18 protein-coding genes and 1 pseudogene are annotated in these 19,707 nt (G+C 63.9%); 15 read left to right on the top strand and 4 right to left on the bottom strand.

Features of this window, described 5'->3' with window-relative positions; all coding sequences use genetic code 11:
- The 3 genes and pseudogenes from ILT42_RS20250 to ILT42_RS20260 all read left to right on the top strand — a co-directional run.
- Positions 1-243, top strand: a pseudogene (locus ILT42_RS20250) (hypothetical protein); the annotation flags it as partial.
- Between the two features lie 304 nt (positions 244-547).
- Complete coding sequence (locus tag ILT42_RS20255) at positions 548-1,405, top strand: DUF4231 domain-containing protein (protein WP_204217711.1); 858 nt, start codon at positions 548-550, stop codon at positions 1,403-1,405.
- 11 nt (positions 1,406-1,416) lie between these two features.
- Positions 1,417-1,911, top strand: a complete 495-nt coding sequence (locus ILT42_RS20260) for a TIR domain-containing protein (RefSeq protein ID WP_204217712.1) — start codon at positions 1,417-1,419, stop codon at positions 1,909-1,911.
- A gap of 14 nt (positions 1,912-1,925) precedes the next feature.
- On the opposite strand, the gene uvrA is transcribed toward ILT42_RS20260, so the two are convergent.
- Positions 1,926-4,871, bottom strand: a complete 2,946-nt coding sequence (uvrA, locus tag ILT42_RS20265; RefSeq protein ID WP_204217713.1) for an excinuclease ABC subunit UvrA — start codon at positions 4,869-4,871, stop codon at positions 1,926-1,928.
- A 299-nt stretch (positions 4,872-5,170) separates the two neighbouring features.
- On the opposite strand from uvrA, the gene ILT42_RS20270 reads away from it, so the two are divergent.
- Together ILT42_RS20270 and ILT42_RS20275 are read left to right on the top strand one after the other, a co-directional pair.
- On the top strand, positions 5,171-5,686 hold the full coding sequence (locus ILT42_RS20270) for a single-stranded DNA-binding protein (RefSeq protein ID WP_204217714.1): 516 nt from the start codon (positions 5,171-5,173) through the stop codon (positions 5,684-5,686).
- 55 nt (positions 5,687-5,741) lie between these two features.
- Positions 5,742-6,179, top strand: a complete 438-nt coding sequence (locus ILT42_RS20275) for a YqaA family protein (RefSeq protein ID WP_204217715.1) — start codon at positions 5,742-5,744, stop codon at positions 6,177-6,179.
- 19 nt (positions 6,180-6,198) lie between these two features.
- Here ILT42_RS20275 and ILT42_RS20280 read toward each other — a convergent pair whose 3' ends face one another.
- On the bottom strand, positions 6,199-7,623 hold the full coding sequence (locus ILT42_RS20280) for a calcium-binding protein (protein ID WP_204217716.1): 1,425 nt from the start codon (positions 7,621-7,623) through the stop codon (positions 6,199-6,201).
- Positions 7,624-7,816: 193 nt separating this feature from the next.
- Between ILT42_RS20280 and ILT42_RS20285 the strand changes: the two genes are divergently transcribed.
- Together ILT42_RS20285 and ILT42_RS20290 are read left to right on the top strand one after the other, a co-directional pair.
- Positions 7,817-8,926 carry a M20 family metallopeptidase gene (locus ILT42_RS20285; RefSeq protein WP_204217717.1) on the top strand — a complete coding sequence of 370 codons (1,110 nt, stop codon included), beginning with the start codon at positions 7,817-7,819 and terminating at the stop codon, positions 8,924-8,926.
- Positions 8,923-9,444: an RNA pyrophosphohydrolase gene (locus ILT42_RS20290; RefSeq protein ID WP_204217718.1), complete on the top strand. Its 522-nt coding sequence runs from the start codon at positions 8,923-8,925 to the stop codon at positions 9,442-9,444. The genes ILT42_RS20285 and ILT42_RS20290 overlap by 4 nt, the downstream gene beginning before the upstream one ends.
- Here ILT42_RS20290 and ILT42_RS20295 read toward each other — a convergent pair.
- The gene (locus tag ILT42_RS20295; protein ID WP_204217719.1) at positions 9,425-10,063 is read right to left on the bottom strand and encodes a MarC family protein; all 639 of its coding nucleotides are present in this window, start codon (positions 10,061-10,063) and stop codon (positions 9,425-9,427) included. The two genes, ILT42_RS20290 and ILT42_RS20295, sit on opposite strands and share 20 nt — an antisense overlap.
- 69 nt (positions 10,064-10,132) lie before the next feature.
- Between ILT42_RS20295 and ILT42_RS20300 the strand changes: the two genes are divergently transcribed.
- From ILT42_RS20300 to ILT42_RS20335, 8 genes are all read left to right on the top strand, one after another.
- A complete protein-coding gene (locus ILT42_RS20300) occupies positions 10,133-10,984 on the top strand; it encodes a hypothetical protein (protein WP_204217720.1) in 852 nt (283 codons plus the stop codon).
- A 313-nt stretch (positions 10,985-11,297) separates the two neighbouring features.
- Positions 11,298-14,069 carry a DNA gyrase subunit A gene (gyrA, locus tag ILT42_RS20305; protein ID WP_229428816.1) on the top strand — a complete coding sequence of 924 codons (2,772 nt, stop codon included), beginning with the start codon at positions 11,298-11,300 and terminating at the stop codon, positions 14,067-14,069.
- Positions 14,070-14,578: 509 nt separating this feature from the next.
- Complete coding sequence (locus ILT42_RS20310; protein ID WP_204217721.1) at positions 14,579-14,953, top strand: hypothetical protein; 375 nt, start codon at positions 14,579-14,581, stop codon at positions 14,951-14,953.
- Positions 14,954-15,081: 128 nt separating this feature from the next.
- Complete coding sequence (locus ILT42_RS20315) at positions 15,082-16,812, top strand: GMC oxidoreductase (RefSeq protein ID WP_204217722.1); 1,731 nt, start codon at positions 15,082-15,084, stop codon at positions 16,810-16,812.
- A gap of 257 nt (positions 16,813-17,069) precedes the next feature.
- Positions 17,070-17,576 carry a pantetheine-phosphate adenylyltransferase gene (coaD, locus tag ILT42_RS20320; protein WP_204217723.1) on the top strand — a complete coding sequence of 169 codons (507 nt, stop codon included), beginning with the start codon at positions 17,070-17,072 and terminating at the stop codon, positions 17,574-17,576.
- A gap of 59 nt (positions 17,577-17,635) precedes the next feature.
- Positions 17,636-18,166 carry a peptidylprolyl isomerase gene (locus ILT42_RS20325; protein ID WP_204217929.1) on the top strand — a complete coding sequence of 177 codons (531 nt, stop codon included), beginning with the start codon at positions 17,636-17,638 and terminating at the stop codon, positions 18,164-18,166.
- A gap of 10 nt (positions 18,167-18,176) precedes the next feature.
- Positions 18,177-18,668, top strand: coding sequence for a cell envelope integrity protein TolA (locus tag ILT42_RS20330; protein ID WP_204217724.1), 492 nt, complete (start codon positions 18,177-18,179; stop codon positions 18,666-18,668).
- Between the two features lie 61 nt (positions 18,669-18,729).
- The gene (locus ILT42_RS20335) at positions 18,730-19,197 is read left to right on the top strand and encodes a peptidylprolyl isomerase (RefSeq protein WP_204217725.1); all 468 of its coding nucleotides are present in this window, start codon (positions 18,730-18,732) and stop codon (positions 19,195-19,197) included.
- A gap of 39 nt (positions 19,198-19,236) precedes the next feature.
- Here the strand turns inward: ILT42_RS20335 and ILT42_RS20340 are convergent, their stop codons facing one another.
- Positions 19,237-19,650, bottom strand: coding sequence for a hypothetical protein (locus ILT42_RS20340; protein WP_204217726.1), 414 nt, complete (start codon positions 19,648-19,650; stop codon positions 19,237-19,239).
- Between the last annotated feature and the right edge of the window lie 57 nt (positions 19,651-19,707).

Raw genomic sequence — 19,707 nt, forward strand, 5'->3', positions numbered from 1 at the left:
CTTGACACTCAACACAGTCGCTCCCCGACCACCAGCCCCGCTGGTGGTCGCCTTACATCAGGGGAGTACGCGATGGACCAACCCTATTCCGCCTGGGCCGACTGGCTCTCGAAATTCCATACATGGCCAGAGATGATTCAGGCACTCTGGCTGATCGCCGTGCCGGCGACGGTGCTGGGCGTGACGTCGATCGTGATGCGGGGGTTGCGGGAAATCGTAAGGGCTTCAACCCGAGAGCGCTGACGGTCGATAGGCCATGCAGTGCAAGATAAGGAAGGGCGCTAGGGGTTGGTAACATTAAACGTTCAGTAGAAATCCTTGTTGGCTTGAGGAAATGCTGGGCAGAAACAAGGCAAAGACTATCGAGAGGGGAGGCGACCGCTGGCGTTGCTCAAAATCTGATAGATTAAGCCGAGGAGTTTTAGGATCGTTCCGTGATCCTCTCCATCATTATAGCGTGGCCATATTCATCGGCTTTACAAAGAACGAATGGAGAACTAAAGTTCACAAGCTGAGCTGTGAGGACTTATAACCGTCGATGAACCATATGGATTATCCGGCCCTTTTCTTAGACGCCGATGGAGGGTCCGACCAGTATCAAAGAAAATTCCTGCGGCTGATCCGTAGCGAATACGTAGTGCTATTTCTCGCGTCGCTGTTCTCAATGAGTTTTTTCAATGATGTCATATATAATTTAATTTACGCGGGCGTTTTCTTCATCGGATTGTTGATCTTGCTCGTTCGCGCTCAGAGTAAGCCGGAGCAACAGTGGTATCGGTGTCGTGCACTCGCTGAAAGCGTTAAGACACTTACATGGCGCTATATGATGCATGCAGCGCCTTTCCAGGCAAATGACGCTGGAGCTAAGCTTAGGTTTCGTGACGAATTGCACGAGATGTTTCGCGAGAACAAGGAAACCGCGAGAGAGATAACAAGTGATTGGTCGGGAAATCACCAGATCACGGAGAAGATGGGGGATGTTCGTTCACTAAGTCTTGTTGATCGCATGCAATTCTACCTTCAGCACCGTGTAGATGAACAACGGATTTGGTATAGTAGAAAAGCGACTTTCAATCGAGATAGCGCAAAGATTTGGATTGCAGTCAGTGGTGTAGTTTACTTCCTCGCGGGCTGTATGGTTTTAACCCGCATTGCTAGGCCTGAGTGGGTGCATTGGCCGATCGAACCACTCATCGTGATCGCTGCATCAGCTGTTGGTTGGATGCAGATAAAGAAATTCAACGAACTCGCTGCGGCTTACACCGTCGCTGCTCATGAGATTGGTTTGATCCGGCCAAAAGCTGATGGCGTTTCAACCGACGAAGAATTCTCTGAATTTGTGAACGATGCAGAGAAGGCGTTTTCACGCGAACACACTCTTTGGATTGCGCGGCAATCAGATTGAGGGAGTTATAAATGAGTGGTGCTGCATATGTCGTTTTCGACGGCGACAATGATAAATGGGCCTACGCCTATATGAATGGGTGGAAGGCAAATAAAAATATCAACTTCGAATACCAAAATGCACATGACCTAGACGCTATGACTGGTCGCGCCCAAGACGAAAACTATGTCAAATCTAATCTGCGTCGTAGAATGAGCCGGTCCACAGCAGTTGTAGTGTTAGTTGGTGAGCAAACAAAATATCTCTATAAATACGTACGGTGGGAGTTAGAACTTGCTCTCGAAATGGGCCTCCCGATTATTGTAGCTAATCTGAATAAAAATAACGGACAAGACAATGAGCTATGCCCGGCAATAGTTCGCGACAAAGCTTGTGTTGTGCACATACCCTACACTTTGGAAGCGCTCAAGCATGCTATGAGCAATTTTCCTGCATTCTACCGAGGATTGACTAAAGAACAGAAAGCGATGAAAGCTGCCTACTCTTATAGGATGTACGACAAGTAGGATTATTGGAGAAGCTACTCCGCCGCCTCCCGCGTCACTTTCTTGCCGCTCTCCTTCTTCAGCGGCCGCCGCGCCAGGACTTCCTTCAAGAACCGCCCCGTGTGGCTTTCCTTCGACTTGGCGATGTCCTCAGGGGTACCCTGGGCGACGATCTGGCCGCCGCCGTCGCCGCCTTCGGGGCCCATGTCGATGACCCAGTCGGCGGTTTTGATGACTTCGAGGTTGTGTTCGATCACCACCACGGAATTGCCCTGGTCCACCAGCTCGTGCAGCACTTCCAGGAGCTTTGCCACGTCGTGGAAATGCAGGCCCGTGGTCGGCTCGTCGAGGATGTAGAGCGTGCGGCCGGTGGCGCGCTTGGACAGCTCCTTGGAGAGCTTGACGCGCTGCGCCTCGCCGCCGGAGAGCGTGGTGGCCTGCTGGCCCACATGCACGTAGTCGAGGCCGACGCGGGCGAGCGTCTGCATCTTCTCGCGGATGGACGGCACGGCCTTGAACAGGTCGCGGGCCTCTTCCACGGTCATGTCGAGCACGTCGGAGATGGACTTCTCGCGGTACTTCACTTCCAGGGTCTCGCGGTCGTAGCGCTTGCCCTTGCACACGTCGCAGGTGACGTACACGTCGGGCAGGAAGTGCATCTCGATCTTGATGACGCCGTCGCCCGAACAAGCCTCGCAGCGCCCGCCCTTCACGTTGAAGGAGAAGCGGCCGGCCTGATAGCCGCGCGCCTTCGCCTCCGGCAGGTTGGCGAACCATTCGCGGATGGGCGTGAAGGCGCCGATATAGGTGGCAGGGTTCGAGCGCGGTGTGCGGCCGATGGGCGATTGGTCGATGTCGATGACCTTGTCGAGATGCTCCAGGCCCTCGATGCGCTCAAAAGGCGCCGGGTGCTCCAGGGAGCCGTTCAGCTTCTTGGCCACGGCCTTGTAGAGCGTGTCGATCACGAGGGTCGACTTGCCGCCCCCGGACACGCCGGTGATGCACGTGAAGGTGCCGAGCGGGATCTCCGCCGTCACGTCCTTCAGGTTGTTGCCGCGCGCGCCGACCAGCTTGATGATGCGGTCCTTCTTGGGCTTGCGGCGGGCGGTCGGGACCTTCACGGTCATCTCGCCCGTGAGGTACTTGCCGGTGAGCGACTTCTTGTTCGCCATCAACTCGTCCGGCGTGCCCTCGGCCACGATCTTGCCGCCGTGAATGCCCGCGCCGGGGCCGATGTCGAACACGTAATCGGCTTGGAGAATGGCGTCCTCGTCATGCTCCACCACGATCACGGTGTTGCCGAGGTCGCGCAGGCGCTTGAGCGTCACGAGCAGGCGCTCGTTGTCGCGCTGGTGCAGGCCGATGGAGGGCTCGTCGAGCACGTAGAGAACGCCCGTAAGGCCGGAACCGATCTGGCTCGCCAGCCGGATGCGCTGGCTCTCGCCGCCCGACAGGGTGCCGGACGAGCGCGCAAGCGTCAGATATTCCAGGCCCACATCCACCAGGAAGGACAGGCGGTCGCGGATCTCCTTCAGGATGCGGCCCGCGATCTCGTTCTGCTTCTTGGTGAGCTTCTTGGGCAGGGCGTCGAACCAGGCGCGCGCGTCCTTTACCGAAAGCGCGGTGGCGTCGCCGATATCGGAACCGCTGATCTTCACCGCGAGCGCCTCGGGCTTGAGGCGCTTTCCGCCGCAGGCCTCGCAGGGCGTCTCGCTCATGAAGCGGGAGATTTCCTCGCGGGCCCAGTCGGAATCCGTCTCCTTGTAGCGCCGCTCCAGGTTGGTGATGACGCCCTCGAAGGGCTTCTTCACCTCATAAGCCCGCATGCCGTCGTCATAGGCCATGCGGATCACGTCCCGGCCCGAGCCGTAAAGGATCACGTCCTGCACCTTCTCGGGCAGGTCGGCCCAGGGCTTCGACATGGAGGCCTTGTAGTGCTTGGTGATGGCCTCGAGGGTCTGGCCGTAATAGGGCGAGGTGGACTTGGCCCACGGCGCGATAGCGCCCCGCTTGAGGCTGACGGTCTCGTCCGGGACGATCAGTTCCGGGTCGATCCGCATCTCGTGGCCGATGCCGCCGCAGGTCGGGCAGGCCCCGAACGGGTTGTTGAATGAGAACAGGCGCGGCTCGATCTCCGGGATCGTGAAGCCGGAGACTGGGCAGGCGAACTTGGACGAGAAGGTGAAGCGCTTCGGCTGGCCCTTGTCGTCCTTCTCGTCGGCATATTCCATGACGGCGATGCCGTCCGCGAGGTCCAGCGCCGTCTCCAGCGATTCCGACAGGCGCGCGCCGATATCGCCCCGCACCACGATCCGGTCCACCACCACGTCGATGTCGTGCTTGAACTTCTTGTCGAGGGCAGGGGCCTCGTCGATGGCGTAGTACTCGCCGTCGATCTTCAGGCGCTGGAAGCCCTTCTTCTGGTACTCGGCGATTTCCTTGCGGTATTCCCCTTTACGGCCGCGCACCACGGGGGCGAGCAGGAACAGGCGGGTCTTCTCCGGCAGCTCCAGCACCCGGTCCACCATCTGGCTCACGGTCTGGCTCTCGATGGGCAGACCGGTGGCGGGCGAATAGGGAATGCCGACCCGCGCCCAGAGCAGGCGCATGTAATCGTAGATCTCGGTGACTGTGCCCACCGTCGAGCGCGGGTTGCGCGAGGTGGTCTTCTGCTCGATGGAAATGGCGGGCGACAGACCGTCGATCTGGTCTACGTCCGGCTTCTGCATCATCTCCAGGAACTGGCGGGCATAGGCGGACAGCGATTCCACGTAGCGGCGCTGGCCCTCCGCGTAGATCGTGTCGAAGGCCAGGGACGATTTTCCGGAGCCGGACAGGCCCGTGAACACCACGAACTTGTCCCGGGGCACCATCAGATCGACGTTCTTGAGGTTGTGCTCCCGCGCCCCGCGCACGGAAATCACGCGCGCGTTGGGGTCACCCGCCTTGGCGCGGTTGAAAAGATCGTCGAGTTTGGCCATCGTCTGCCCAGCTTGTAGAGGAGTGCCGGCCCGTCGCGCCGGATCCCGAATATGTGAACGCCCCCAGACCGGCGCAACCCGGACCCGGTGATTCCATCCACTTTATCCTAGAACAAAGAGTGTACGGCCAGCAAGCGGCTCAACAACTCCTGTCAAGCTTGGATTCCTGGCCCATCACGAGCGAGGTGCCGGGCGAGGGGGCATTTGTTGGGGACAGGCCTGTGCAGAACCCACGGGCCGCCTTGCCGTGGCCGGGAGGCGACCCCAGAACAGGCCTTCAAGAGATGGGAGTGGCTCCGATGGCGGGCAGCGTGAACAAGGTGATCCTGGTGGGCAATCTGGGGCGTGACCCCGAGGTGCGCCGTCTGGGCGACGGCAACCCGGTGGTGAACCTTCGCATAGCGACCTCGGAGACCTGGAAGGACAAGAACTCGGGCGAGCGCAAGGAAAAGACCGAGTGGCACCAGGTGGTGATCTTCAACGAGAACCTGGGCCGTGTGGCGGAGCAGTATCTCAAGAAGGGCTCGAAGGTGTATCTCGAGGGCCAGCTTCAGACCCGCAAGTGGACCGACAAGGACGGGATCGAGAAGTACTCGACCGAGATCGTGCTGCAGCGCTTCCGCGGCGAGCTCACCATCCTCGACTCCCGAGGTCAGGGCGGCGGAAGCGAGTACGGGGACGAGGAGGGCGGCGGCCAGATCAGCCGAGGTGGCGATTTCGGGCGCTCCTCCCCCATGGAACGCCGACCGGCTCCGGCTCCGTCCGGCGGCGGCGGATCGCGCTTCAACGATCTCGACGACGACATCCCGTTCTAGGCCTGATGCGAGAGGTGAGAGGCGCGGCGTCCGCCGCGCTTCCCGGAGCCGGCCGATGAGCGGCCTGCCCGAATATGCCGGGCTGTTCGCGGCCGCGCTCCTGTCCGCGACGATCTTTCCGTTCCAATCGGAGATCGTGTTGGCCGGACTGCTTCTGACGGAGCGCCATCCCTGGACCGCCCTGGTGGCGGTCGCGAGCGTCGGGAACGTGATCGGCTCGATCGTCAACTGGTTTCTAGGCCAGTTCCTGGCGCATTTCGAGGGCCGCCGCTGGTTCCCGGTCTCCCGCGACGCGATGGCGCGGGGGGAGGCGTGGTACCACCGCTATGGCCGCTGGACGCTCCTCCTGAGCTGGATGCCCGTCATCGGTGATCCGCTCACCATCGTGGCGGGCGTGATGCGGGAGCCGCTGCCGATCTTCGTGGCGCTCGTGGCGATCGCCAAGACAGCCCGATACCTGGCCGTCGCGGCGCTCACGTTTGGCTGGCTCTGAGAGCTGGGCCGGTTCCGACTCACAGGATGAAGTCGGCCGCCGACAGGGAGGCTTTCGAGACCCCGTCGAGCCTGATGGTGTGGTTGCCGCCCTCGAGGTAGAGGGCCGTGTAGGCGCCCCGGTCGTTCAGGCTCAGCTTGTCGAAGGATCCGAAACGCCACGCCCTCAGGTCGATCTGGTCCTCGCCGGGGCGGAAGTACAGGATGACGTCCTTGCCGGACGCGTAGTCGAACGCGAAGATGTCGCGCCCGCCGCCGCCGTCGAGAGTGTCGTTCCCGGCCCCGCCGTTCAGGAAATCGTTGCCCGTGCCGCCGTAGGAGGAGTCGCCGATCAGCCGGTCGTTGCCGGCGCCGCCATAAAGGGTATCGTTCCCGTAAGCGACGAACAGTTCGGTCGTGCGGGCGTCGCCGTAGAGGATGTCGTCGCCCTGTCCGCCACTGAGCAGGTCGTGGCCGCCGGCCGCATTTCCGAGGAGCGTGACGGCATCCCCGTAAAGGGTGTCATTCCCGTTGCCGCCCTCCAGGGTATCGTTCCCGCCGAACGCGAAACCCCTCAAGTTGACGGCGTCCCCATGCATCTGGTCGTCGCCGCTCTCTCCGAACAGGCTGTCGTTCCCGGCGCGGGTGAAATCGTACAATTCGAGCGCGTCGCCATACAGCTTGTCGTTACCGGAGCCGCCATACAGGCTGTCGAAGCCTCCGCGGGCCGCTCCGGTCATCTGCCAGGCGTCGCCGTAGAGGATATCGTTCGAGGATCCGCCGCTGAGCCAGTCGTTTCCTCCCACGGCGGAGTTCTGAAGCGTGCGGGCATCCCCGTAAAGCGTATCGTCGTTCGCGTCGCCGTAGAGCCTGTCATGGCCGCCGATCGCCCGGTGGGTCATCTTGTAGGCGTCGCCGTACAGGAGATCGTTGCCGTTGCCGCCGGACAGGACATCGGCTCCGCCCCGCGTGTCCTGGCTCATGGTATTGGCGTCGCCGTAAAGCTTGTCGTTTCCGTTCTCCCCGTAGAGATAATCCCTGCCGCCGATGGTGCGGGATTTCATGCTGTAGGCGTCGCCGTAGACGGTATCGATGTCATCCCCGGCATGGATGCGGTCCGCGCCCCCGCGGGCGCCGGACGTCATGGTGCGCGCATCGCCGTAGACGGTATCCATCCCAGCTTCGCCCCAGATCGTGTCGCCGCCGCCCCGCGCCCGGGAACTCAGGCTCGCCGCGTCGCCCCAGACGGTGTCGTGGTCGCCACCGGCCCAGATGGAATCCGCGCCGCCACGTCCGCGTCCCGCGATGGTCCTGGCATCGCCGTAGAGGAAGTCCGCGCCATCGTAGCCGTGGATCCGGTCCCGCGCACCGCCGCCGGTGATCGCTTCCGCATCGCCGATCAGGGTATCGGAAAACTGCGTCCCTTCCAGGAATTCGGGCCCATAAGAGCCGAGCTTGTAAACCATGATGAACCTTACGCCGTGCAGAGAATCGGGACCCTAGAGTCGAGTCGTTGCCAATTCATTATAGTATTACGTATGGGCATGAACTGCGGCTGAACGGCTCGGTTCGGCGGCGTCGCCGCCCTTGCGCCGGACACCTTGAAGTTTAGGCCTGCCGGGCGTATCGAGCGCGGGTTTTGATAAGGCCGCCCCCCCCATGACCGATCCAAACCTCGACACGCTCCTGACCTGGGTTCGCACCGAGAGCCCCACGCACGAACCGGCAGGGGTGAACATGATGATGGATCTCGTCGTGGCCCAGATGACGGGAGCTCCCGTGGCCGTCGAGAGGATCCCCGGGCAGCAGGGTCTGGGAGACGCGCTCCTCCTTCGCGCCGGGCCGCAGACTGAGGTGCCCGGCATCCTGGTCATGTCCCATCTCGACACGGTGCACCCGGTTGGCACCCTCGAGAGCGATCTGCCGCTTCGCATCGAGGGCGATCGGCTCTACGGGCCCGGCATCTACGACATGAAGGGCGGCGCCTGGCTGGCCCTGGAGGCCTTCCGGAACGTGGCGGCGGCCGGCGGCGCGGGTCGCCCCATTGCCTTTCTCGTGACCCCGGATGAGGAGATCGGCAGCCCGATGACCCGGCCGATCATCGAGGATTTGGCCCGCCGCTCCGCCGTGGCGCTGGTCACCGAACCGGCCCGCGACGGCGGCAGGATCGTGACCTCCCGCAAGGGCGTGGGCCGCTTCGACGTGCACGTGGAGGGCCGCCCCGCCCATGCGGGTTCCCGGCACCGGGAGGGACGCAACGCCATCCACGAGGCTGCGGCGCAAATCCTGGCCATCGAGGCTCTGACGAATTACGGGCGAGGCATCACGACCACGGTCGGGATGATCCAGGGTGGCACGGCCGTGAACACGATCCCGCAGCATTGCCGCTTCCCGGTCGACCTGCGGGTCGAGACCGTGGCGGACGGGGAGGCCATGGCGGCCGCGATCTTGGGCCTCAAGCCCCGGGATCCCGCATTCAAGCTCACGATCACCGGCGACATGAACCGCCCGCCCTACGAGCGCTCCGAGGGCACGAGCCGGCTGTTCGACCACGCGCGGGGCCTCGCGGCCGAGATCGGCTTCGACCTGGTGACCTGCGACAAGGTCGGCGGCGGATCCGATGGCAATTTCACGGCGGCGCTCGGGATCCCGACCCTGGACGGACTGGGGATCGACGGCGATGGCGCCCATACCCTCCAGGAATACGGGATCGTCTCGTCCATCGCGCCGCGCCGTCAGCTCATGCGCCGGCTGCTGGAAACCCTTTGAGCGTGGTACCAGGCTACCGCCCGAATGTCGGCATCGCGCTCTTCAACGACGAGGGCAGGGTACTGGTCGCCCGGCGCCTGCGGGACGACGGACCGGAGATCGTTCTGCCGGGCTGCGAATGGCAGATGCCCCAGGGCGGGATCGATCCCGGCGAGGACCTTCTGGCGGCGGCCCGGCGCGAATTGTGGGAGGAGACGAGCGTCAGACGCGCGGACCCTGTCGGCACGCTCACGGAATGGCTGCCTTACGATTTTCCGCCCTATGACGGCCCGCCTCACCGCCTGTCCCCGTTCCGGGGCCAGCGGCAGCAATGGGTCGCCTTCCGCTTCACGGGAAACGACGACGAGATTGACGTGACCCAGGGTCAGAATGGCGCCGAGCCCGAGTTCAGCGAATGGCGCTGGGAGCGTCTGGATTGCGTCCCGGACCTGGTGGTTCCTTTCAAGCGCGAGACCTATCGCCGTGTCGCGGAAGCCTTCAGGGGCTTCGCCGAGCCGCTCAGGGGCGCGTCGACGTGACGATGTCGGTCACCCCGTTGATGATGAACTGAACCGCGAGGCCCGCCAGGATGACGCCGAGAAGGCGGCTCAGCACGATGTTGCCGGTGACCCCGAGCCACCGCGCCACGCGGCCGGCGGTGAGGTACACAACGAAGCAGGACAACACGCCCAGTGCGATGAGGGTGATCAGGGCCGCCAGGTAGCCGACATTGCCGTCCGCGCGTCCCGCCAGGAGAATGACCGCCGTGATGGCGCCCGGGCCGGCCATAAGCGGTATCGCGAGCGGGAACGCGGCGACGTTGCGGATGTGGTCCTCCGTGATGGCGATGTCGGCGGTGTGCTGCTTGCGCTCGTTGCGGCGCTCGAACACCATCTCGAAGGCGATCCAGAACAGCAGCAGGCCGCCCGAGATGCGAAAGGCCGGGATGCCGACGCCCAGGAGCCGCAGCAGGATCTCGCCGCCGAGGCCGAAGAAGGCCAGGATGAAGAAGGCGATGAGGGAGGACCGGATCGCCACCCGCTTGCGCTCGTCCGCCGTCATGCCCTGGGTCAGCGAGATGAAGATCGGCGCGAGCGCGACCGGGTCCAGGATGACCAGAAGGGTCACGAGGGCGGTGGACACGTAGTCGAGAAACATCGGCTGGACCTCCCTGCGAGTTCCGCGTTATGGCCTCTAGCGACGTTTTTGGCGAGGGGGGCCGCAACGATGTTCACGGTTTTGGATCGCGTCAGCCTGCCGGGCGACCCCGCCAAGGCCAACGAGGACACCTGCGGCGCGTCCGGGGATTGGGCCTGGATCATCGACACCTCGATTTTCCCTGGCACGAAGCCGATCATGCATCCGAAAAGCGATGCCACGTGGCTTGCTCATTTCGCGAATGAACGCCTGTCGAACCTGGCACCGAGCGCCACGGACGGCCACGCTCTGGTGCGGCACGTGATCGAGGAGGCCCGCATGGCCTTCATGGCCGTGGCACCCGAGGCCCGGCACGATTTCGTCACGTGGCCGCTGGGCGCCATGACCCTCGTGCGGCGGCGGGGCGAGGTTGTCGACGTGTGGACCTTTGCCGACACCACGGCCTTCATCCGCCACCCCGACGGGACGGTGCTGACCTTAGGGGAGGGGCCTGAATTGCGGGATCTGGAAGCTGCCAAAGCGGCCGAACTTCTCGCCGAGACCGGAGCGGGGCCCACGGCCATCCTGGACGAGCCCGCCTTCCTGGCCTGGCTCGGCGGGCGCCGGGAGCGCCAGAAGGCGAGCGGCAAGGCCCCCGCGCTTCTCAGCCTCGACCCCAGGGCCGCCGACAAGCTGCGCCACGATACCGCCCCCTGCCCAGACGGTACGGTGATCCTGCTGGCCAGCGACGGCTTCTCGGCCCTGGTGGACCTCTACCGCCATTGGGACGCCAGGGGCCTGGTGGAGGCTGCCCTGGCCACGGGCCTGGAAGCCTTGGCCCACAAGGCGCGTGAGATCGAGACCGAGCGAGATCCCGCCGGAAAGCTCTATCCCCGCTTCAAGCTCAGCGACGACACCACGGCACTGCTGCTACGGGCATAATCCCGCCTTTTCAGGGCCTCGGCGACACAAACCGTCGGTCGCCGACCACCGATGCACGGGCGGCCGGATGGGGTCAGATCCGCGCAGCGACCGGGCAACAGGTGGGCAGAGCCGCCAAGTCATTGGAAGATGGGCCGTTTTCGGATGATTGGATCCCTCTGGATAACCTGTCAAAAAACTTGAAAAAAGTGCGGTTCTAGCCCATCTAAGAACTTGATTTTCCTTGGATTCGAGAAGGCTATAGCAAGGTGTCGAAAGCGAGCGGCTTCAAGCGGCTCCACCGGACCGGTAGCCGATCACAGAAAGACCAGTCTTGACCGATCAGAACGACATTCCGGTGGGCGGCGCCTCGGGCGAACCGCCGGCGAGCGACGTGAAGCTGATTTCCATCGTCGACGAGATGAAGCGCTCCTATCTCGATTACGCCATGAGCGTGATCGTGAGCCGCGCTCTCCCGGACGCCCGCGACGGGCTGAAGCCGGTTCATCGCCGCATTCTGTATGCGATGAACGAGAGCGGCTACACGCCGGACAAGAAGCACGTGAAATCGTCCCGCATCGTCGGCGACGTGATGGGTCAGTATCACCCGCACGGCGATCAATCGATCTACGACGCCTTGGTGCGGATGGCGCAGGACTTCGCCATGCGGCTCCTGCTGGTGGACGGCCAGGGCAATTTCGGCTCCGTCGACGGCGATCCCCCGGCGGCCATGCGCTACACCGAGTCGCGTCTCACCCGCGCGGCGATGCCGCTGCTGGAGGACATCGACAAGGACACGGTCGACTTCCGACCGAACTACGATGAATCCCAGCACGAGCCGGAGGTGCTGCCGGCCCGCTACCCGAACCTGCTCGTGAATGGCGCCGGCGGCATCGCGGTCGGCATGGCCACCAACATGCCTCCACACAACCTGGGCGAGGTGATCGACGGCTGCATGGCTTTCATCGAGAACCCGGACATCTCCGCCGAGGAGCTGATCGAGATCATTCCAGGTCCGGATTTCCCCACGGGCGGCCTCATCCTCGGTCGCACGGGCGTGCGCTCGGCCTACACGACGGGCCGCGGCTCCATCATCATGCGGGCCAAGTCCGAGGTGGAGGAGATCCGCAAGGATCGCGAGGCGATCATCGTCTCCGAGATCCCGTATCAGGTGAACAAGGCTTCCTTGATCGAGAAGATCGCCGAACTGGTGCGCGAGAAGAAGATCGAGGGCATCTCGGACCTGCGCGACGAATCCGACCGCGACGGCATGCGCATCGTGATCGAGATCAAGCGCGACTCCATGGCGGACGTGGTGCTCAACCAGCTCTACCGCTACACGCCGCTCCAGACGAGCTTCGGCGCCAACATGGTGGCGCTCAACGGCGGCCGTCCGGAGCTCATGACGCTCAAGGACCTGCTGCGCGCCTTCGTCGACTTCCGCGAGGAGGTCGTTTCCCGCCGCACCAAGTTCCTGCTCAACAAGGCCCGCGAGCGCGCCCACGTGTTGTGCGGACTGGCCATCGCGGTGGCCAATATCGATGAAGTGATCCGCCTCATCCGCACCGCGCCGGATCCGAACGCAGCCCGCGAGGCCCTCATGGGCCGCGACTGGCCGGCCCAGGACATCGCGCCCCTCATCGCGCTCGTGGACGATCCGCGCCACCGGATCAACGATGACGGCACCTACCGGCTGTCCGAGGTGCAGGCCCGCGCCATCCTCGACCTGCGCCTGCAGCGCCTCACCGCCCTCGGGCGCGACGAGGTGGGCGACGAACTGTCCAAGCTCGCGGCCGAAATTTCCGATTACCTCGAGATCCTGCGCTCCCGCGCCCGCATCATGGGGATCATCAAGGACGAGCTGACCCAGGTCCGCGATGCCTACGCCACCCCGCGCCGCACGCAGATCATGGACTGGGCGTCCGACGTGGACGACGAGGACCTGATCGCCCGCGAGGATATGGTCGTGACCGTATCGCATGCGGGCTACATCAAGCGCGTGCCGCTCTCGACTTACCGGTCGCAGCGTCGCGGCGGCAAGGGCCGCTCCGGCATGGCGACCCGCGACGAGGATTTCGTCACGCGGCTGTTCGTGGTCAACACCCACACGCCGGTGGTGTTCTTCTCGTCGAAGGGCAAGGCCTACAAGGAGAAGGTGTGGCGCCTGCCGCTGGCGGCTCCCAATGCCAAGGGTAAGGCCCTCGTCAACATGCTGCCCTTGGAGCAGGACGAGCGCATCACCACGATCATGCCGCTGCCCGAGGACGAGGCGTCCTGGGACAAGCTGGACATCATGTTCGCGACCTCGCGGGGTACGGTGCGACGGAACAAGCTGTCGGACTTCGTGCAGGTGAACCGAGCCGGCAAGATCGCCATGAAGATCGATGCGGGCGAGTCCATCGTCGACGTGCAGATCTGCTCCGAGAATGACGACGTGCTGCTGACGACAGCGAAGGGGCAGTGCATCCGCTTCGCCGTCCCGGAGGTGCGCGTGTTCAAAGGCCGCGACTCCATGGGCGTACGCGGCATCAATCTGGCCGAGGGCGACGACATCATCTCTATGGCGATCCTGCGTCACATGGAGGCGTCGGGCGAGGAGCGCGCCGGTTACCTCAAGATGCGCCGTGCCGTCATGGGCGAGCAGTCGACCGGTGAGGGCAATGGAGATGCGGTGGAGGCCGACGACGAGAACGTCGCGGGCGAAGCGCTTTCCATGGAGCGCTACACCCAGATGAGCGCAGCCGAGCAGTTTATTCTGACGCTCTCGGAGAAAGGCTTCGGCAAGCGCACGTCGTCCTACGAGTACCGCATCACCGGCCGGGGCGGCAAAGGCATCACGGCCATGGCCGTCAACGCCCGCAACGGCAACCTCGTGGCGTCCTTCCCGGTCGAGGAGAGCGACCAGATCATGCTCGTCACCGATGCTGGCCAGCTCATCCGCGTTCCGGTCAACGGCATCCGCACCGTGGGCCGTGGCTCCCAGGGCGTGACGGTCTTCTCGACCAAGGGCAAGGAACGTGTCGTCTCGGTGGAGCACATCGAGGGCGAGGATACCGAAGACGGCGAGGCGGATTTTGCGGATGCGGGTGAGGCTGGCGACGAATAGCCGCCGAAGCGCATATGAGGATCGTTGAAAGCTCCGCCGGCACGGCCCGGCGGAGCTTTTTCATGTGCTCAGACCGCGCGCCCTGGGGACTAGCCCTAGGGAAAAGCGACACCTGCCGAGACGGCGGCCGGGCCCAGTACGAGGGCCGCGATGGCAAAGACGATGCTGAGGCGAAGCTTCATGGCACAGACCGGAACGCAGGGTGTCGATGCAATGATGTTCGCCGAAAAACATGCCGCCGAATACGGCGAAATGTAGGGCGCCGACCGATTCCTCTCCCTATGGTTTGTAATTCAATAACGGACGAGGTTGACGCTTGGTAACGACGCTTCCCTGTTCGATCCCGAGGGAGGCTTCAACCTGCGATAATCCCTAATATCCGGATCAGCCGCGCGCCCAAGTCAACTGGAAGTATTGCAGGCCTGCAGCATTGAGATAAGCTGGATCAAGGCAGTTATCCCGACATCGAGACCAGCAATGAACGGTCTAAGTTTGCGAGATCTGGTCTGATGATGCGCGCAGGGACGCATATCCGAGCTTTCGGCATATTGGTCCTGACGTTCATCATCTATTGCCTGCTCGGCGGTGTGTCGGACGCGAAGCATTTCGCTCCGCTCCCGGAAACACATATCCAGGCGAGCGTCCAGGATTACTGCCGGAGCGCCTCGATCATCAATGATGAGAGCGGTGAGGAATTCGCGCAGGAGCACGTTCAACCCAATCATATCGATGGTGACCTGCTTCTCGAGCGGACGCCCGCGCGCCGCCTCGTCGGCTTTCCGGCGCCGAGCCTGCAAAGCCACGCGCCTCCGACCGGCGGTTCCTGGCCTATCCGGCAATATGCCACCGGCCCACCCGGACCGGCGATCCGAAACGCCGCCTGATCTCCTCAGCCCGGCCCGGGACACCCGCTTGCGATGGGCGGGGCCTGCCGGCCGACCGCGATCGACACGCGGGGAGTGAACCATTCGGGCTTGAGGGATTGCCACGTCGTCGCATCGGGAGGGGTCCCATGATGGTCGATGCCAGAGAACTCAACGACAAGACCAGAATTGCCTGCGACATATGCATTGTGGGAGCCGGTCCTGCCGCCCTTGCCCTTGCGTCGGAACTGAGCGGCACGAACCTTCGTGTGGTCCTGCTCGAGAGCGGAGGGCCGGAGAAGCCCGCGGGCGAGACGGCGGATGCGGTGTCGCCACCGTCCAGGATCGGGAACTCGAAGGTCAAGATCGCACGCCAGCTCGGGGGCTCCGCCCATGCCTGGCACATCCGCACGTCACGCAGCCGGAGCGGGGTACGCCTGCTGCCGCTCGCGGCGGCCGATCTTGAGGCAAGACCGTGGATTCCCGGTAGCGGCTGGCCATTGTCCCACAATGATCTCATGGGATACTGCATCCGTGCGCAGCTCGCCTTCGGCCTGCCGCCATTGGGCTATTCCGTTCAGGATTGGGAGGAGCCCTGGGCGCGCCAACTGCCCCTGTCGAGCCACCGGGTTCAGACCTCGATCTTCCAGTTCGGCGACGCCCAGGCCTTTCTGGGAGAGGGACTTCGGCGGCTGAGCATTTCCGATCATACCATCATCTACCACCATGTGACGGCCCTGGAATTGCTGACGAGCACGGATGCGAGCCACGTGACGGGCGTGCGAGCGGCGTCATCGGCCGGCAAGAGCCTCACGGTGGAGGCGGGCTACGTGGTGCTGGCCGGAGGCGGCCTGTCGAGCGCCGGGTTGCTTCTCGCCTCCGACGCGGTACAGAGCGGCGGCCTTGGCAACCGTCATGACAATGTAGGCCGCTATCTCATGGATCATCCGCTGCTGTTCGGCGGCGATTTCATTCCGTCCTCACGAAGATTGTTCGCCGCCATGTCGCTCTACGACCTGCGGAGCGTGCGGGGGACGCCCATCATGGGCCACCTGCAATTGACCGACAGGGCGCTACGCGAGGAGAATCTGCTGAATCTCAGCATGATGCTCTTCCCGCGCGAAGCAGGTTATCGTGAGCACGTCAGGCTTACGCCGCGCCAGCGCCGGGGCTTCGAGGCGGGCCTGCACCTGCGCCGCTCCTGGCAACGCAAGGCGCTTCCAGGGAGCCGGACGGTGCTGGATGCCGTGATGGGCCTCGACGGCCTTGCAAAACGTGGGGTCGACAGCCTCGCCCGCCCGAAGTCGAACATCACACGGGGAGGTTGGTCGGCTCGGCCCGATCACGCGAGCCGTTTCGGCGTGTGCGAGGTGGTGCATCAGGCCGAACAGGCACCTCATGCGGACAATCGCGTTAGGCTCGCTCTTGAGCGCAATGCCCTGGGAATGCGGAAGATGACCGTGGACTGGCGCTGGCACGAGGGGGACATAGCAGCCACGATGCGGGCCCAGGATGTCTTCGCCTCCGAGCTTGAACAGGCCGGCCTCGGCCGCTTCGACATCGCGCGGGAGGAGGGACGTCCCGTCGAGATCACATCGTCGACTTGTCATTACATGGGGACGACGCGGATGAGTGATGACCCGCGCCAGGGAGTGGTCAATGGAGATTGCCGAGTGCACGGGATCGACAACCTCTATGTGGCCAGCAGCAGCGTCTTCCCGACCGGCGGCTTTGCAAACCCGACGCTGACGATCGTAGCCCTTGCGATCCGCATCGCCGATACGGTGAGGTCCAGGCTCGGCCTCGCGCTCGCACCGGCACCCGGTGGCATGAGCGACTTGGCCGCCGACGCGGACGCGGCGGAGATCCGGGGCAGGTGAGGGTTCATCCCGTCCCAGGGGCCCCGCAAGGACGAAGAAGCGCCTCAGAGCGTCGTCATGGCGGCGGGTGCCAGGACGACGGTGGCGGTAATGAAAACGATAGCGAGGCGAAGCATCATGGCGACCTCCTTTGCGGTCGCCATCCTTCTCGCGTGGAACGGTCCAGGTTTCTGTGCGCCGCCGCACTCTTGCCCCAAAGCTTGACAGGCGTTAACCCCTGAAGGAGAAACGGGCCGCTCGGGCCTGCGGGCAGCTACATGGGTTCCAAACGCATCGCTCTGTATACCGGCAGCTTCGACCCGGTCACCAACGGTCACGTGGATGTGGTCCGCCAAGCATGCCGGATTGCCGATACGATCATCGTCGCCATCGGGGTTCACTCATCGAAAGCTCCGGTCTTCTCCCCCGAAGACCGAGCCGCAATGCTCAAGGCCGTCTGCGGGCCGGTGGCGGAGCGCGAAGGGGCGAACCTGGAGATCGCGACCTTCGACGACCTCGCCGTGGATACCGCCCGGCGCCTTGGAGCGACGGTCATCGTCCGAGGGCTTCGGGACGGTACGGATCTCGATTACGAGATGCAGATGGCGGCCATGAATTCTACCATGGCGCCGGAGGTCCAAACGGTCTTTTTCCCCGCCTCGCCCCTCGTTCGCCCCATCACGGCCACGCTCGTGCGCCAAATCGCCGGAATGGGCGGCGACGTCTCGGCCTTCGTGCCCGGACTTGTCGCCGAGCGCCTGAAAGCCAAATACACGCGGCGATAAAGCCGCTCACAATACGGAGACATCGAATGAAGCGTCTGCTTGCCACCGGAGCCATCGTGATGGCCGGTCTCGTTCCCGCCGGCCTGACCTCGGCCATGGCCCAGCAGGCCCCCGATCCGCAGAACACGGTGTATCTCGACACGAAGGACGGCCGGGTCACGATCCGCCTGCGGCCGGACCTGGCGCCCAAGCACGTGGCGCAGATCAAGGCTCTGACGAAGCAGGGCTTCTATGACGGCGTCCCCTTCCACCGCGTGATCCCGGGCTTCATGGCCCAGACCGGCGATCCGACCGGCACCGGCACCGGCAAGTCCGACCTACCGAACATTCCGGCCGAGTTCAGCTCGACCCAGTACAAGCGCGGCACCGTCGGGATGGCCCGGTCGGCCAGCCCGGATTCGGCCAACAGCCAGTTTTTCATCTGCTACGAGGGCTGTGGCCCGCTGACGGGCCAGTACACGGTCTTCGGCGAGGTCGTGTCCGGCATGGATGTCGTCGACAAGGTCAAGAAAGGCACTGCCGCCAACAACGGCCAGGTCTCCGGCCCTGACAAGATCGTCAAGATGCAGCTGGCGGCAGACGCCAAGTAAGGGTGTTTTGATGGCTTGGGGCCTCGCGGGCAGGGGCGTCTTGGTGCTCCTTGCCTGCGCCGGTGTGGCCCATGCCCAGGACTTCCTGCCGTTCGGCGACCCGGACGAGCGGCAGGAGCTCCTGGAACCTCCAATGGCCCTGCCCGAGAGCCGGCGAGGCGACATCCGCTACCGGGCGGACACGGCGCGTGTCTCCCGGATCGACACGCTCGGTGCGGTCTTCCAGGCGCTCCAGGCCTGCTGGACATTGCCGGATGGGCAGGCGGGGTCGGGGCAGGAGGTCACCCTTAGGGTATCCTTCCGGCGGGATGGGAGCCTCTTCGGCGAGCCGCAGGTTACGTACAACCGGGCGGACCGAGCCAAGGACGGGCGGAACGATTTCGTTGCTTCCGCCCGCTCGGCGCTTGCGCGATGCACGCCATTGCCGTTCTCGAGCGGTTTCGGGGCCGCCAATGCGGGCCGCCCCTTCAACATCCGCTTCATCGATCCCCGCCCGCAATAACAGCCTGCCCCTTGTAGAGGGGCACCCCCATGGCCTACATGGCTGCTTCAAGGAGATTTTTATGGCAGACCCAGAGAACACCCTCATCCTGGAGACCACGAAGGGCCGCGTCGTCATCGAGCTGCGTCCGGACCTGGCGCCCGGCCACGTGGAGCGCATCAAGACCCTCGCTCGCAAGGGTTTCTACGACGGCATCGCCTTCCACCGGGTGATCGAGGGCTTCATGGCCCAAACCGGCTGCCCGAACGGCACCGGCACCGGCGGATCGGACCTGCCCGACCTGAAGGCCGAATTCAACGCCGAGCCCCACGTGCGAGGCGTCTGCTCAATGGCCCGCACCAGCGCCCCTCACTCGGCCAACAGCCAGTTTTTCATCGTGTTCGACGATGCCCGTTTCCTGGACAAGCAATACACGGTTTGGGGAAAGGTGACCGAAGGCATGGACAACGTCGACAAGATCAAGCGCGGTGAGCCTGTGCGCGATCCGGACCGGATCGTCTCCATGAAGGTCGCGGCCGACGCTGCGTAATCTCGAGAAGGCCCTCCCCTGGAGGGCTTTTTTGTTACACTAGGCCGGTCGAACCGCCAGCGCGGCCGGAAGGCCGCGCGCCGCATAGGCCCCTCGCAGGCCTTGAAGCGATGCGGCCACGGCAAGAAGCGATCCTACGGTCCAGCCGTCGAGCGGGGCCGCACAGATTCCCAACGCCAGTGCGCTGCAGGCCAGTCCCGCCCAGGCCTGTCCGGCGCCATTCCGGTTCCAGATCAGGAGCGACAGGATGGCGGGGATCGACACTGCGGCCCCGTAAGCCGTCACGACGATCCCGGTCTGATAAGGGTCCTGGAAGCTGCCGAACCAGTGGGCGTCGGACAGGACCATCAGGAGGGCGCTGGTCAGGGACGCGAGCGCGAGATAGGCCATCGCCGAAGCGCCGGCGAGGGTCGCGCTCTCGATGCCATGGCGGCATTCGAGTCTCGCTGCCACATGCCAAACGTGGTCGAGTCTCCCTCGAAGGGTGGCGGAATATGTCACGGCTGGCCT

Source organism: Microvirga pudoricolor, assembly GCF_016892705.1.
Taxonomy (GTDB): domain Bacteria; phylum Pseudomonadota; class Alphaproteobacteria; order Rhizobiales; family Beijerinckiaceae; genus Microvirga; species Microvirga pudoricolor.